General features: G+C 72.2%; 11 protein-coding genes. 8 read left to right on the top strand and 3 right to left on the bottom strand.

Translation table 11 applies throughout. The features are described from left to right. Nucleotides 1–95: 95 nt before the first annotated feature. Nucleotides 96–461 carry a hypothetical protein gene (locus ACFO0C_RS42150; RefSeq protein ID WP_378072454.1) on the bottom strand — a complete coding sequence of 122 codons (366 nt, stop codon included), beginning with the start codon at nt 459–461 and terminating at the stop codon, nt 96–98. A 65-nt stretch (nt 462–526) separates the two neighbouring features. Between ACFO0C_RS42150 and ACFO0C_RS42145 the strand changes: the two genes are divergently transcribed. From ACFO0C_RS42145 to ACFO0C_RS42125, 5 genes are all read left to right on the top strand, one after another. Then, entirely contained in the window at nt 527–3640 is a 3114-nt protein-coding gene (locus tag ACFO0C_RS42145) for an AfsR/SARP family transcriptional regulator (protein WP_378072453.1), read from the top strand. A 10-nt stretch (nt 3641–3650) separates the two neighbouring features. After that, nucleotides 3651–4616 carry an aldo/keto reductase gene (locus tag ACFO0C_RS42140; protein ID WP_378072452.1) on the top strand — a complete coding sequence of 322 codons (966 nt, stop codon included), beginning with the start codon at nt 3651–3653 and terminating at the stop codon, nt 4614–4616. Between the two features lies 1 nt (nt 4617). Further along, nucleotides 4618–5547: a 5'-3' exonuclease gene (locus ACFO0C_RS42135; RefSeq protein WP_378072451.1), complete on the top strand. Its 930-nt coding sequence runs from the start codon at nt 4618–4620 to the stop codon at nt 5545–5547. A 116-nt stretch (nt 5548–5663) separates the two neighbouring features. After that, nucleotides 5664–8714: a putative bifunctional diguanylate cyclase/phosphodiesterase gene (locus ACFO0C_RS42130; RefSeq protein WP_378072450.1), complete on the top strand. Its 3051-nt coding sequence runs from the start codon at nt 5664–5666 to the stop codon at nt 8712–8714. A gap of 81 nt (nt 8715–8795) precedes the next feature. Next, nucleotides 8796–9461, top strand: a complete 666-nt coding sequence (locus tag ACFO0C_RS42125; protein ID WP_378072449.1) for a GNAT family N-acetyltransferase — start codon at nt 8796–8798, stop codon at nt 9459–9461. 140 nt (nt 9462–9601) lie between these two features. Here ACFO0C_RS42125 and ACFO0C_RS42120 read toward each other — a convergent pair whose 3' ends face one another. Further along, entirely contained in the window at nt 9602–10783 is a 1182-nt protein-coding gene (locus tag ACFO0C_RS42120) for an acyl-CoA dehydrogenase family protein (protein ID WP_378072448.1), read from the bottom strand. An 85-nt stretch (nt 10784–10868) separates the two neighbouring features. Between ACFO0C_RS42120 and ACFO0C_RS42115 the strand changes: the two genes are divergently transcribed. From ACFO0C_RS42115 to ACFO0C_RS42105, 3 genes are read left to right on the top strand one after another with little or no spacing between them, the layout of a single operon-like run. After that, nucleotides 10869–12416: a diguanylate cyclase domain-containing protein gene (locus ACFO0C_RS42115; protein WP_378072447.1), complete on the top strand. Its 1548-nt coding sequence runs from the start codon at nt 10869–10871 to the stop codon at nt 12414–12416. Between the two features lie 26 nt (nt 12417–12442). After that, nucleotides 12443–12802 carry a hypothetical protein gene (locus ACFO0C_RS42110; protein WP_378072446.1) on the top strand — a complete coding sequence of 120 codons (360 nt, stop codon included), beginning with the start codon at nt 12443–12445 and terminating at the stop codon, nt 12800–12802. Then, nucleotides 12799–14040, top strand: coding sequence for a vanadium-dependent haloperoxidase (locus ACFO0C_RS42105; protein WP_378072445.1), 1242 nt, complete (start codon nt 12799–12801; stop codon nt 14038–14040). Before ACFO0C_RS42110 ends, ACFO0C_RS42105 begins: the two co-directional genes overlap by 4 nt. 25 nt (nt 14041–14065) lie before the next feature. Here the strand turns inward: ACFO0C_RS42105 and ACFO0C_RS42100 are convergent, their stop codons facing one another. Further along, the gene (locus tag ACFO0C_RS42100) at nt 14066–14395 is read right to left on the bottom strand and encodes a hypothetical protein (RefSeq protein ID WP_378072444.1); all 330 of its coding nucleotides are present in this window, start codon (nt 14393–14395) and stop codon (nt 14066–14068) included. Nucleotides 14396–14638: the final 243 nt, after the last annotated feature.

Genomic DNA, 14638 nt, shown 5'->3' with positions numbered 1-14638 from the left:
CCGTCGCCGTACCACCGGGCCGGAGGCGACACTGGGGGGTCACCGCCTCGGGCCGGCACCGGCTCGTCTGTCCCCGTGGATCAGACGAGACGGTGTCAGACCCGCTTCTCGATGGTCACGTCGTAGATCTCCTCGCCGATCGGGCAGGTGGCCGTGACCGAGCCCGCCGTGAACCGCCACGAGCTGTAGATGGTCCGCGAGATCTGGCCGGTGGTGACCTTGGCGCAGACCACCTTGACCCGGAACGACGAGCCGTTGGTCACCGACGTGCACTTGGCGGTGCCGGTCCGGCCGGAGTAGTCGGTCGAGCAACCGCCGAGCGCGGCCTGCGCGGTGCCCGGAGCGGCCAGGACCAGGCCGGCCGTCACCAGGCCTCCGACGGCCAGGGCTTTCGCGGTACGACGAATGGTGTCCACCATGGTTGTTACCCCCTTCTGATCGACCAGGTATTGATCGATCACCAAGGCGAATCATGACGACACACGTTGATACGTTCCCTATACACGCGTTGATACATTCCCTGTACATGAGGTTCACGGTGCTCGGTCCGGTCAGCGCCTCCGTCGACGATCAGCCGATCGCGATAGCCCGGGCACAGCGGCGAGCCGTCCTGGCGTTCCTGCTGATGCACGCCAACCGCACCGTCACGGTCACCGAGCTGATCGACGCCCTCTGGGAGGCCGGGCCACCCGCCACCGCCCGCACCCAGGTGTTCGCCGCCGTGTCGGCGGTCCGCCGGGCGCTGCGGGCGGCCGGGACCGAACCGGTGTCCAGCGTCCCCGGCGGCTACCGGCTGGACGCCGGCGCCACCGAGCTCGACCTGCTGGCCTTCGACGAGGCGGTCACGGCGGCCCGCGAGCACGCCGGCCGCGGCGATCTGCGTGCGGCGGTGACCGTCCTGCGCGACGGCCTGGCCCTGTGGACCGGCCCGGCCCTGGGCGGGGTCAGCGGCGCCTGGGTCGAACCGGCCCGCGCCTCGCTGGAGGACCGCCGTCTCACCGCGATGGAGCAGCTGTTCGGCTGGGAGCTCGACCGTGGCGGTCACGACGCGGTGCTGGCCGAGCTGACCGCCGCCGCGGCGGCCGCACCCCTGCGGGAACGGCTGGCCGGCTGCCTGATGCTGGCGCTCTACCGGACCGGGCGGCAGGCCGAGGCGCTGGCCCTCTACCGGCGGACACACCGGCTGCTGGTCGACGAGATCGGCGTCGAGCCCGGCCCCGAACTGACCGCCCTGCACCAGGGCGTCCTCGGCAACGACGAGGCGCTGCGGGTGCCGGCCGCGGCCCGCGACACCGCGCCGGCCACGCCGCGGCGGCGGTTCCTGCCCCGCGACATCCCCGACTTCACCGGGCGTGACGCCGAGCTGGACCGGCTGGACCAGCTGACCGCCGACGCCGACCTGCTGGTGGTCGGCACGGTCGGCGTCGGCGGGGTCGGCAAGACGGCGCTGGCGGTGCGCTGGGGACACCGTGCCGCGGACCGGTTCCCGGACGGTCAGCTCTATCTCAACCTGCGGGGGTACGAGGAACGCGCCCCGCTGCGCCCCGCCGAGGCCCTGAGCGCGCTGCTCGGTGCGCTCGGTGTGCCGCCGCAGCGGGTGCCGTCCGACGTCGACGGTGCCTCCGCCCTGCTCCGGGCCACGCTGGCCGGGCAGCGCGTGCTGCTCCTGCTGGACAACGCGCGCTCCGCCGAGCAGGTGCGCCCGCTGCTGCCCGGCTCCTCCCCCGCTCTGGTGCTGGTGACCAGCCGGGACACGCTCGGCGGCCTGATCGCCCGCGACGGCGCCCGCCGGCTGGACCTGGGCCCGCTGCCGCATGCCGACGCGCACGCCCTGATCACCAACATCCTGGGCGCGGACCGGGTGGCCGCCGAGCCGGAGGCCGCCGACGATCTGGTGGCGGTCTGCGGGCGCCTGCCCCTCGCGGTCCGCATCGCGGCGGCGCATCTCACCGTCCGGCCGCGGCAGAGCATCGCCGGTTACGTCGCCGGGTTCCGCCTGGACTCGCTCGCCATCGACGACGACCCGGCGAGCAGTCTGCGGGCCGTCTTCGACCAGTCCTACCGGTCGCTGAGCGCGGGCCAGCAGCGGGTGTTGCGGCTGCTCGGCCCGGTTCCGGGCGGCGACGTGACCACCGAGGCGGTCGCCGCTCTCTCCGGCGAGAGCCCCGGGACGGCCGGGGAGATCATGCGGGCGCTGGCCGCCGCCAGCCTGGTCACCGAGCACCGGCCGGGCCGTTACACCATGCACGACCTGATCAGGGAGTACGCCCGGAGCCGCACCGACCCCACCGAGCAGGACCCCGCGTTGCTGCGCCTGACCGGCTGGCTGGTCGAGACCGTCGGGTCGGCGGTCGCCCTGGTGTATCCCGGCTATGTGCAGGCGCCCGGCAGCGGCCCCGGCACCCGGTTCGCCGACGCCGGTCAGGCCCGGGAATGGTTCGTCGCGGAGATGGCCAACATCGTCGCCGTCGTCGAGTCGGGCACGGCACTGGGCTGCCGCGACGCGGTGTGGCGGCTCGCCTTCGCCTGCCGGTTCTTCTTCAACGGCCGGCTCGACGGCGCCACCGCCCTCGCGCTGGGGCGGGCCGCGATCGAGGCGGCCGACGGGACCGGTGACGACCGGGCACGGGCGGCCGCCGAGCTGGTGATGGCCCGCGCCTACACCACCGACGGGCACGACGAGCGATGCCGGGTGCACGCGCACCGCTCCCTCGAACTGGCCCTCGACGCCGGCTGGCACGACATCGAGGCGGACGTGCACAACTCGCTGAGCGTGCACCACATGTTCGCCGGCGAGCTCCGGCTGGCCGCCGAACACGCGCGCCTCGCCTTCGACCGATCGATGGCGGCGGGTGTCGTACCACCGCAGTATCTCGGCAAAGTGGGTCTGATCATGCTGTTGATCGGCCAGCTCGCCGAGGCCGCCGACTGCTTCGAGCGCACCCTGGCCAGCCGCAACCACCAGGCCGGATTCGGCCGCGCGATCACGCTGCTGAACCTCGCCGAGACCCGTCGCCTGCAGGGTCGTGACGCCGAGGCCGGGCCGTACCTGGACGAGGCGATCACGATCCTGGACTCCGAGGGCAACACCCATCTCGCCGCGCTGGCCAACGCCGACCGGGCGGTCTCCGTCCACCGGCAGGGCCGCCACCAGGAGGCCTGGCGGATCCTGGAGGAGTCGCGGGCCGCGATGGGCGCCCGGATCGACGTGATGAGCGGCTGGCAGATGACGCACCGGTACGCCGAGATGCTGATCGGGTCCGGCCGGGCCGCGGAGGCCGTCACCGAGCTGGAGACGGCGATCGAGGGGGTCCGGTCGCTCGGCATCCAGCAGCCGGCCACCCAGTTGCTGGTCGTCCTGGCCCGGGCACACACCGACGGCGACCCGGGCCGGGCCGCGGAGCTGGCGGCCGAGGCGGCGGACGCGGCCCGCAAAGGGCAGTTCCTGCTGCTGGAGGGTCAGGCGCTGACGGCTCTCGCGGTGGCGCTGCGGCGACTCGGCCGCGGCCCGGAGGCGAGGGCCGCGGCGCGGGAGGCGCTGGGCGTCCACGAGCGGACCGGCCACGAGCCGGGCCGTGCCGAGACCGTCGCGCTGCTGGCCGAGCTGGCGGGGGCAGACCGGGCGACCCGACAGGAATAGGGTGTTCGGCATGGAATATGTGCGGCTCGGCCGGACCGGCCTGAAGGTGTCCCGGATCTGTCTCGGCATGATGACCTATGGCTCGCGGGACTGGCGTGACTGGGTCCTCGACGAGCAGGCCGCCACCCCGATCGTGCGGCGGGCCGTGGAGCAGGGCATCACCTTCTTCGACACCGCCGACATGTATTCGGTGGGTGGCAGCGAGGAGATCACCGGGCGGCTGCTGCGGTCGCTGTTCAACCACCGCGACGACTACGTGCTCGCCACCAAGGTGTTCTTCCCGGTCGGTGACGGCCCCAACGACCGCGGCCTGTCCCGCAAGCACATCATGACCTCGATCGACCGGTCGCTGCGGCGGCTCGGCACCGACCACGTCGACCTCTACCAGGTCCACCGCTGGGACCGGGAGACCCCGATCGAGGAGACCATGGAGGCGCTGCACGACGTGGTCCGGGCCGGCAAGGCCCGCTACATCGGCGCCTCGACGATGTATGCGTGGCAGTTCGCGAAGGCGCAGTTCACCGCGGAGAAGCACGGGTGGACGAAGTTCGTGTCGATGCAGCCGCAGTACAACCTCACCTACCGTGAGGAGGAGCGGGAGATGCTGCCGTTCTGCCTCGACTCCGGCGTCGGCGTGATCCCGTGGAGCCCGCTGGCCCGCGGCGTGCTGGCCCGCGGCCGGGCTGCCGAGTCGGTGCGCGCCCGGACCGACCAGATGATGGCCCGCCTCTCCAACGACGAGGACTTCGCGGTCGCCGACGTGGTGGCCGACGTGGCGAAGGCCCGCGACACCTCACCGGCCCGGGTGGCGCTGGCCTGGCTGCTGTCGAAACCGGCGGTGACCGCCCCGATCATCGGCGCCTCCCGGCAGTCCCACATCGACGACGCGGCCGCGGCCGTCGACCTGGAACTGACGGCCGCCGAGATCGCCGCCCTGGAGGCGCCGTACCGGCCGCACGCGGTGATCGGACACTAGGGTGGGACCCGTGAGACCACTCCTGGCCGTCGACGCCCCCAGTCTGTACTTTCGCGCGTTCCACGGGATTCCCGAGAAGGCGGCGCAGACCGAGGCCGGGGAGCCGGTCAACGCGATTCGCGGGTTCCTCGACATGCTGGCTCAGCTGATCCGGACGCGACGGCCGGGGCGGCTGGTCTGTGCGCTGGACGCGGACTGGCGGCCCGCCTGGCGGGTGGAGCTGGTGCCGTCGTACAAGAAGCACCGGGTCGCCCACGGGGACGTCGAGGAGGTGCCGGCGTCGCTGGAGCGGCAGGTGCCGATCCTGCTGGAGACGCTGCAGGCGATCGGGATCCCGGCGTTCGGGGTGAAGGGCTACGAGGCCGACGACGTGCTCGGGACGCTGGCGGCGGGGCAGCCGTCACCGGTCGAGGTGGTGTCCGGTGACCGGGACCTGTTCCAGCTGGTCGACGACGCCCGTGGGACACGGCTGCTCTACTGCGGGCGCGGCGTGGCGAAACTGGAGGACGCCGACGAGGCGCTGGTGATGGCCAAGTACGGGGTGGAGGCCCGCTGGTACGCGGACTTCGCGGCGATGCGCGGCGACCCCAGCGACGGCCTGCCGGGGGTCGCCGGGGTCGGGGAGAAGACGGCGGCGCGCCTGATCGAGCGGTACGGCGGGGTCGAGCACATCCTGGCCGCCCTCGACGACCCGGACGCCGGGTTCGCGCCGGGTGTCCGGGCGAAACTGGACGCCTCCCGCGACTACCTGGCCAAGGCGCTGCCGGTGTGCCGGGTCGCCACCGATGTGCCGCTGCCCGACTTCGACCCGGTGCTGCCGGGCGCGCCCCGCGACCCGGACGCGCTGCTGGCCCTGGCCGAGCGGTGGAACCTGGCCGGGTCGGCCCGCCGGCTGGTGGACGCGATCGCGGGTGACGCGATCGCGGGTTAGGAAGGTTGCCGTCCGGTTGCGGGCGGAGCGGTGCGCTCAGGTCGGGTGTCGCGGCCCCGATACGGCGGGTCGGCAATCCTGCCACCCGACGAACGGAGTACGCATTGTCGACGCGAGTGGCTCGCGCGTGCTTCGGCGCCTGGACGCTGGTCCTGACCATCGTCTACTACGCCTTCCCGGACGCGCACCTGTACAGCTGGGCCGCACTCGGCTACTCGTGCGCGATCGCCGTCCTGGTGGGGGTGCGCCTCAACCGGCCGCGCCGCAGGCTGCCGTGGTACCTGGTCAGCGTCGCGATCGCCTGTTTCACCACCGGCGACAGCGCGTACAACCTGATCCTGGCGATGGGTGACACTCCGGACTTCCCCGGCGTTGCCGACTTCTTCTATCTGGTCTTCTATCCGTTGCTGACAGCCGGGCTACTGATGATGATCAGGGCCCGGAACAGCGGCGACGCGAACCGGTCGGCGCTGCTGGACGCCCTGGTGCCGACGGTCGGGCTGGGCCTGCTCGCCTGGGTGTACTGGATCGCGCCGTTCACCCGCTCCGAGCACCTGACGATGCCGGAGAAGCTGGTCTCGATCGGCTACCCGCTCGGTGACGTGCTCGTGCTCGCGATGATCCTGCGGATGTTCACCGGCTCCGGCAAGCGCCTCAACTCGGTGGCCGCGCTCGGCGTCGCCATGGTCGGGCTGCTGATCTCCGACGTCTTCTACGGTCAGGACCAGCTGAACAGCGCGTGGGAACTGGGCGGGCCGGTCGACCTGGGCTGGATCGTCTTCTACTCGGCGATGGGTTACGCCGCGCTGCGGCCGGCGATGGTGTCGCTGACCGAGCCGATCGAGCGCCCGAGCCCGGGCATGGGCAGTCACCGGCTGTTCTGGCTCAGCACCGCCGCGCTGATCGCCCCGGGCGTGCTGGCCCTGGAGTACATGCAGGGCCGGGAGGCGGAGATCGCCCGCGGCGGTGTGGTCGACGCGCCGGTGATCGCGGGCGCCGCGGCGCTGATGTTCCTGCTGGTGCTGGGGCGGGTCGCGGACCTGGCGCAGTCGCAGCGGCAGGCCGGCAGCCGGGAGCGTGCGCTGCGGGAGGCGGGGACGCTGCTGTTCGCGGCGGCCACCGAGGAGGACGTCACCCGGGCGGTCAAGGACGCCGTTGCCACCCTGATGCCCGCCGACCAGCCGTACCACCTGCAGTTCCTGCCACCGGCCGAGGGCTCGGACGGCGAGACCCGGGTGAGCCGGGTGGCGGCCGCGGACCTGCCGGAGGGTTTCTCGTCCGGCGGCTTCCACCACGTCGTCCACGCCACGCAGCGACTGTCCGGGCACCGGACCGGCCGGCTGGTGATCGGCGCACCCGACCCGGTCCTGCACCTGCTGCTGCCCGCGTTCGAGACGCTGAGCTCGCAGATCGCCGTGGTACTGGAACGCATCGAACTGACCGCCGAGGTGAGCCGCCGGGAGGGCGAGGCCTGGTTCCGGACGCTGATCCAGAGCGCGGCCGACGTCATCCTGCTGCTGGACGCCAACGGCACCATCCGCTACGCGACCCCGTCGGCCGAGGCGCTGTTCGGCGACGACCCGACCGGTTCACCGCTGGGCGGGCTTATCGCCGAGAACTCGCAGGAGGCGCTCCGCGAGATCCTGTTCCGGGTGCGGTCCGGTGTCGGCGACCTCGACGACATCCAGCTGACCGCGATCGGTGCCGGCGGCCGCGTCGTCGAGATCGAGTGCGACCTGCGGGACCTGCGCAACGACCCGACGGTGGCCGGGCTCGTGGTGACACTGCGGGACGTCACCGAGCGCCGCAGCCTGGAGAAGGACCTCACCCACCAGGCGTTCCACGACGCGCTGACCGGGCTGGCCAACCGGGTGCTGTTCAAGGACCGGCTGGAGCAGGCGTTCTGCGTGGCCGAGCGGGACGGCGCCACCCTCGGCGTGCTCTTCGTCGACCTCGACGACTTCAAGGAGGTCAACGACACGCTGGGACACGCCGTCGGCGACCAGCTGCTGCTCACCGTGGCGCAGCGGATCTCGGAGAACATCGGCAAGGGCAGCACGGCGGCCCGGATGGGTGGCGACGAGTTCGCCGTCCTGGTCGAGCAGAGCGACTCGGTGGACGCCGCCGAGCGGGTGGCGGCCGCGCTGGTCGAGGCCCTCGGCGTCCCGGTCGAGGTGGTCGACGCCGACGGCGCCGCCCACGTGATCAGCGGCAAGTGCTCGGTCGGTGTCGCCACCAACCGGGACGCGGAGACCGCGACCGAGCTGCTGCGGCACGCCGACCTGGCGCTCTACCTGGCCAAGGGCAACGGCAAGGGCGGCTGGCAGCGCTACCAGAGCGACCTGCACACCGCGATGATGCAGCGGCTGGAGATGCGTACGGCCCTGCACGAGGCGATCGAGGAGGAGCAGTTCGTCCTCCAGTTCCAGCCGATCGTCGAACTGGTCGACCAGCGGATCACCGGCGTGGAGGCGCTGGTCCGGTGGCAGCACCCGGCCAAGGGGCTGCTCGGGCCGTTCCACTTCGTGGAGGCGGCCGAGGAGAGCGGCGCGATCGTCGAGATCGGCGCCTGGGTGCTGGTGGAGGCGCTGCGGCAGTTCACGCAGTGGAAGACGGAGAACCCGGAGACGACGCTGCGCTACGTGAGCGTCAACGTGTCGGCCCGGCAGTTCCGGGGCACCGACTTCGCCGCGCAGGTACGGGCGGCGCTCACCGAGACCGGTGCACGGGCCGAATGGCTGCTGCTGGAGATCACCGAGAGCCTGGTGCTCAAGGACGCCGACAAGGTCCTGGACGAACTGAAGGCACTGCGGGCGATGGGTGTGCGGATCGCGATCGACGACTTCGGTACGGGCTACTCCTCGCTGAGCTACCTGCGGCAGATGCCGGTGGACGTGCTGAAACTGGACAAGTCGTTCATCGACGACATCCTGCACAGCCGTCAGCAGCACGCGCTCGTCGACGCGATCGTCACCCTGTCGCACAACCTCGACCTGGCCGTCGTGGCCGAGGGCATCGAGGAGGCCGGCCAGCGTGCCGCCCTGGACGCGATGGGCTGCCAGTACGGGCAGGGCTACCACTTCGCGCGGCCGCTGTGGCCGGGCGACATCCCGGCCCTGGCGGTGCAGCCGGAGCCGTACCCGGTGCGGCAGCAGGCGGTCGTGTGATGACATCCGACAGATAAGCGTGCGGGTGGTTAGACGGATATCTACTGGCGCCGCGGCCCGGTAGAGGGCAGGGTCGGGGGTGTGCTGAACAACCCCGTGTGGGCCGCCCTCACCGGGCCGCAGGCGTGTTTCGCCGAGGCCGCGGGCAACGCCGCCCGATTCCAGCCCGAAATTGCCCCGTTCGCCGCGCTGAGCGACCCCGCCGATCCGGCGGCCTGGCGCGATCTCGCCACGATCACCGACTACGCGGTGCTCACCGGCCCGTCCATCACCCCGCTCGCGGGGTGGCAGACCGGCACGGTGACGCCCGGGGTGCAGATGATCGGGCAGAGCATGTCCGGCGTCGAGGATCCGGAGGCCGTCGTCCTCACCGAGAAGGACGTGCCCGAGATGCTCGACCTGGTCGCTCGCGCCGAGCCCGGCCCGTTCCTGAAACGGACCATCGACCTGGGGCGCTACCTCGGGATCCGGTCGGCCGACGGCCGGCTGATCGCGATGGCCGGCGAGCGGTTCCGGATGCCCGGGTGGACCGAGGTGAGCGCCGTCTGCACCGACCCGGAGTTCCGTGGCAAGGGGCTGGGCGCGCGGCTGACGCTCGCGGTCGCCGCCGGCATCCTGGCCCGGGGCGAGTTGCCGTTCCTGCACGCGGTGCACGACAACGACAACGCGATCCGCCTCTACGGCCGTCTCGGCTTCACGCACAGCGCCGACGTCATCTTCGCGTCCTACCGGTTCGCCGGCAGTTGATCTTTCCGGCTGGTCCTCACCGAGGGTGAGGACCAGCCGGTGACCACCGCATTCAGCCCGGCGGCCGCGTTTCGGCCGGGACTGTGGCCTGCGTCGCGGGGTAGCTACGGGACCCCGCGTGGCCGTACCGAATCCGGGTCTTAAAGCTGTCCGTGGTTTGGTGGCAATTCGTCGGCCAGGTCGTATGCGGCGATATGCGTGTATTTGTAGTCGATGGGGTCATGCACGCTGTGCGTGCGGGCGTTGCGCCAATGCCGGTCCAGGCCGTATTTCGCGGCGGCCGAGCTGGTGCCGCAGAGGGTGAACAGCTCCGAGCCGGCCTCCACCGCCACCTCGCTGCCGAACGCCTTCGCCGCGGCCACCGCGAGGCTGCCGCGCGCCGCGGCCTGCGCGTCGGCCGGGGTCAGACCCACTTCCTCGAGGGTACGGCCGGACGACTCCAACAACGCCTCAGCAGCGCGGACACGCGTCGCCAGGCGGCCGTAGCGGTGCCGCACGTGCGGGTCGTCGGTCGCGGCCGTGGCACCGTGCCGGACCGCCTCGGTCGACGGGCGCGCCTTTTCCCGCAGGTAGGCGCGGGCGTCCCGGAGCGCCGCACCGGCGATGCCCACCTCGATCGCCGTGTGCACGAGCTGCGCCCGCGCGCCGAGCTGCTGCGGCACCTCGTAGGCGTGCGCGTAGTCGATGCGCAGCCCCGGCTCGACCGGGACCTGCCGGAACGTGGCGGTGCCACTGATCGTGGCACGCTGGCCGACCATGTCCCAGTCGGTGCCGACCTCCACCCCCTCGGCGTGGCGCTCGACCAGGGCCAGGACCAGGCGGCCGGTCTCGTCGAGGGCGCTGACCGCGATCCAGGCGCTGGTCAGCGCGCCGGTCGTGTAGAACTTGACGCCGTCCAGCCGGCCGCCGGTGATCCGGGTCTTCAGGTCCTGGGCGTGCTTGCCGCCTCGCTCGGCGAGCGCGTTACCGAGCCGACGGCCGGCCAGGACGTCACCGAGGATCCGCTTGCGCGCCTCCGGGCCGCCGTGCAGGACCAGGACGTCGACGATCAGGAAATGGCCCTGCGGGATCTGGGCGATCGCCGGGTCGGCGGCAGCGATGATCCTCGTCGTCTCGGCGAGCGTGCGCGGGCCGAGGCCCGGCCCGCCGTCGGCGACCGGCACGGTGATGCCGAGCAGGCCGGAGGCGTCGAGGGCGGCGATCGCCTCGTGCGGGACGACGTCGGCGCCGTCCCGGTCGCGCTGGATCGCGCCCGGGAGTAGAACCTCGGCGAGCTGGTGGGCGGCGGTGACCGCCTCGTCATGGGTCTGGGGTACGGCCATCAGCCGATCCTAGGTACCGCCGTCCCTCAAGTGGTGCGCGGCGGGACCGATCAGCTCCGGCGTCGGAACCGCCGGAGGAGGCAGCGTGCACACTCGGAGTCGACGGACGCCGCCATCGCGGCACCGCCGCCCGGTCCGCGGGCTGCCACCGGTCTATCTCGGGCTCGTCCTGCTCTATCTCGCCGCGCTGGCACCCTCCACGATCAACCTGTTCAGCTCGCTGAGCTGGTACGAGCCTGCCGCCGAGCTGGCCCGGCTCTCGTTCGGCATGTTCGGCCTGGTCGCCGCCGTCCGCGCGGCCCGGATGCCGGCGCTGCCACCGCGGCTGCGCCAGGCGTGGGGCGCGGTCGCGGCCTGCTTCGCGACTCTCGTCGTCGCGGTTCCGGTACTGATCCTGTTCGACGGCGCCGGCGGAACGCGCTCGCACTGGGACGACGCCACCCACGTGGTGTTCGTGGTGGCACTGCTGATCGCGCTGCAGCGGTTCCCGCTGGCCGCGACCACCCGCCGGGAACGGGTCAAGGCCGGCGTCGACGCGCTGACCGTGATGGCCGGCGGCTCGGTGGTGCTCTGGTACACCTCGATCGGCCCGCTGCTCCAGCAATCCGGGTTCTCCGCCGACATCGTGCTGAACGCGGCCGTCTATCCGCTCGGTGACCTGGCGCTGCTGTTCAGCGCGGTCCGGGCCCTGCTGCGCGGCGCCGACGAGTCCGCGCAGCGGCCGCTGCGGCTGCTCACCGCCGGCACGATCGTGCTGTTCACCGGCGACGCGGTCCGCGGTTACCTCGACGGGCAGGAGGGCGCCGAGATCCCGGTCTCCTGGCAGTTCATCTGCTGGATCACCGCCGACGCGCTGCTCGCGGCCGCGGCCGTGGCGCAGGGGCGGTCCGGGTTCGTCGCCGCCACCGGGCGCCGCGATCTCGGGATCGGGCGCTACCTGCCGTTCGTCGCGGTCGCCGTGGCGCAGGTGCTGATGCTGACCGAGGCCGCCCGCGACGGCGAGTTCTTCCCGTGGGGCGGGCTCGCCCTCGGCGGGGCGATCCTCAGCGTGCTCGTGCTCTACCGGCAGACCCTGGTGCAGCGGGAGAGCGACGAACGGGCGCTCACCGACGGGCTCACCGGGCTGGCCAACCGCAGCATGTTCCGGAAGGTCTCCTACCGGGCGCTGGCCCGTGACCGCCGGATGGCCGTCCTGGTGATCGACATGAACGGCTTCAAACAGATCAACGACACCCTCGGGCACAAGGCCGGCGACCGGGTACTCGTCGAGTTCGCCACCGTGCTGCGCAAGTGCGTGCCGGCGCCGGGCCTGCCGGTCCGCCTCGGCGGCGACGAGTTCGCGGTGGTGCTGCCCCACATCGAACACCCCGAGCAGGCGTACGACGTGGCCGGCCGGATCGCCGCGGCACTGGGCCCGGTCGTCGTCGAGGGACGGCTGATCACCCTCGCCGCCAGCATCGGCGTGGCCGTCACCGCACCCGGCGAACTCACCCACGACGAGATCGTGCACCGCGCCGACCTGGCGATGTACCGGGCGAAGTCGCTCGGGCCGGAGACCCGCTGGGCGATCTGGCAGGAGTCGCTGGAGCCACAGGCATCGACGCCTGTTGTTGAACTGCAGGTCGCTGCCTGATTGCCCCGGATCGTTACGTTGGCGGCATGGTCACACCGGACGTGCCACGGCGCAGCGACGGGATCCTGTCCGTCTTCCGCATCGAGACCGGACCGGAGCCACGGATCACCTTCCGCGGACGCACCGACGGGGCGTGCACCGCGTCGGCGCCCTACGCGGCGCTGCCCGACCTGGTGGCACACTTCGAGTCACTACCGGTGCTGCGGCCCGCCCCGGACGGCAGCGGCCAGTGGGAACGCCTCGTGCACTACCTGCGGGAGCTGGCCCGGACCGGTGAGCTCACCCCCGAGCTGGAGATCCGGGTGGCCCGCGACCGGGTGGCCGCCCACTTCGCCGCGGCCACTGACAGGTTTATGCCAGACCCGTCCGATCCGATGAGCGGATGAAGCGTGCACTGGCACTGATGCTGTCCGCCGCACTCGCGCCGTTCGCTGTCCCGACGGCCGCGGCGGCCACCCCTTCGAACGCCTCCGTCATCACCTGGAACGAGAACGCCCAGACCGCGATCTGGGACGTCGCCCGCGAGAACCCGTGGGTGCAGAGCCGCAGCTTCGCCATGGTCCAGGGCGCCGTCTACGACGCGGTCAACGCGATCGCCGGGCAGCCGTACCAGCCCTATCTGTCGGCGCCCCGGACCACCGGCCGCGAATCCACCGACGCCGCCGTCGCCGCCGCCAGCCACCGGGTCCTCACCGCCCTCTTCCCCGCCCAGCGGGACCGTCTCCGGGCCCAGTACGACGCCTACCTCGCCGGCATCCCCGACGGCCGGGCCGAACGCACCGGCATCGCCGTCGGCGAACGCACCGCCGACGCCATGCTCGCGTCCCGCGCCGGCGACGGGGCGTTCGGAGTCGAGGCGTTCCCGGTCGGCACCGGACCCGGCCAGTGGCGGCCCACCCCGCCCACCTTCGCCAACTCCGGGGCATGGTCGGCCGGCCTGCGGCCCTTCGTACTGCCGCGCGCCGACATGTTCCGTACGGCCGGGCCGCCCACCCTCACCAGCGGCGCCTACACCCGCGACTTCGGCGAGATCAAGACCATCGGAGCGGTGAACAGCGCCACCCGTACCGCCGACCAGACCGACGCCGCCCGGTGGTGGCACGACCGCCGCCTCGGCCAGTGGGAGATCAACCGGCAGCTCGCCGTCACCCAGCGCCTCGACGCACTGCAGAGCGCCCGGCTCCTCGCCATGGTCAACATCGCGGCGTCCGACGCCAACACCGCCTGCTTCAACGAAAAACGGCACTGGGGATTCTGGCGTCCCGTCACCGCCGTCCAGCTCGCCGAGACCGACGGCAACCCGGACACCACCGGCGACCCCGGCTGGATGCCGCTGCTCATCACACCCGGCAGCCCCGACTACACGTCCGGGCACGCATGCGCCACCGGATCCAACATGACGATCCTGCGGCTGTTCTTCGGGCGCGACGACATCGCCTTCCACGCGACCAGCGCCGACACCGGGACCACCCGGTACTTCACCAGCTTCTCCGGCGCCCTCACCGAACTGATCAACGCCCGGGTCTGGGGTGGGATCCACTTCCGGTCGGCCGACAACTCGGGAGCCGTCATCGGTGCCGGCACCAGCGTCTACCTGTACCTGCACGCCTTCCGGCGGCGCTGACACCATCCCTGGAACCGCCCCCGGGTCATCCCGCCGGGGGCGGCCAGATCCGCGCGCCGGCGGTGGCGGGGACGCCGGAGAGCCGGCACAGCTCCTCCAACGCCTCCGCGTAACCGTCGGCGGTTTCGTGGACCTCCAGATATTCGCCGTAGGTCAGGTCGATCACGATGGTGGGCCAGAGCTCGTCGTCGGGTGGTAACTCGAGCACCGAGTACGTGACGTGGGAGATCTCGTCCCAGGGCAGGTCGGTGACGTCGGTGTAGCCGGGCCTCATCACCTTGCCGAAGACGGAGACCTGGGGCTCATTGATCGACGTGACCACGATGCCGGTACCGGTGACCTGTATCCGCTGCACCTCGCGGATCCTAGGGCGAGCCGTCTCCCCGCCCCTCGCTGGTCCCGCACTCACCTCACCCCACCTCACCCCACCTCCCCCGCCTCGCCTCCACCTGCCTCACCCCGCCCCGCCTCACCTCGCCTCACCCCGCCTCGCCCCGCCTCACCTCGCCTCCATCCGCCGCGCCCCGCCTCGCCTCCAACTGCCTCACCGCGCCTCATCCCGCCCCGCCTCACCTCACCCCCCCCCCCCCCCCCCCCC

Origin of the sequence: Actinoplanes subglobosus (assembly GCF_042650585.1) — a bacterium.
Classification (GTDB): Bacteria; Actinomycetota; Actinomycetes; order Mycobacteriales; family Micromonosporaceae; genus Actinoplanes; species Actinoplanes subglobosus.
Note: the sequence above shows the minus strand (reverse complement) of the source record. Positions and strands in the feature narration are given on the sequence as shown.

Coding starts and splice junctions, on each gene's coding strand:
- ACFO0C_RS42145 (WP_378072453.1), top strand. CDS start 527: ATGAGGTTCACGGTGCTCGGTCCGGTCAGCGCCTCCGTCGACGATCAG.
- ACFO0C_RS42105 (WP_378072445.1), top strand. CDS start 12,799: ATGAAGCGTGCACTGGCACTGATGCTGTCCGCCGCACTCGCGCCGTTC.
- ACFO0C_RS42110 (WP_378072446.1), top strand. CDS start 12,443: ATGGTCACACCGGACGTGCCACGGCGCAGCGACGGGATCCTGTCCGTC.
- ACFO0C_RS42140 (WP_378072452.1), top strand. CDS start 3,651: ATGGAATATGTGCGGCTCGGCCGGACCGGCCTGAAGGTGTCCCGGATC.
- ACFO0C_RS42120 (WP_378072448.1), bottom strand. CDS start 10,783: ATGGCCGTACCCCAGACCCATGACGAGGCGGTCACCGCCGCCCACCAG.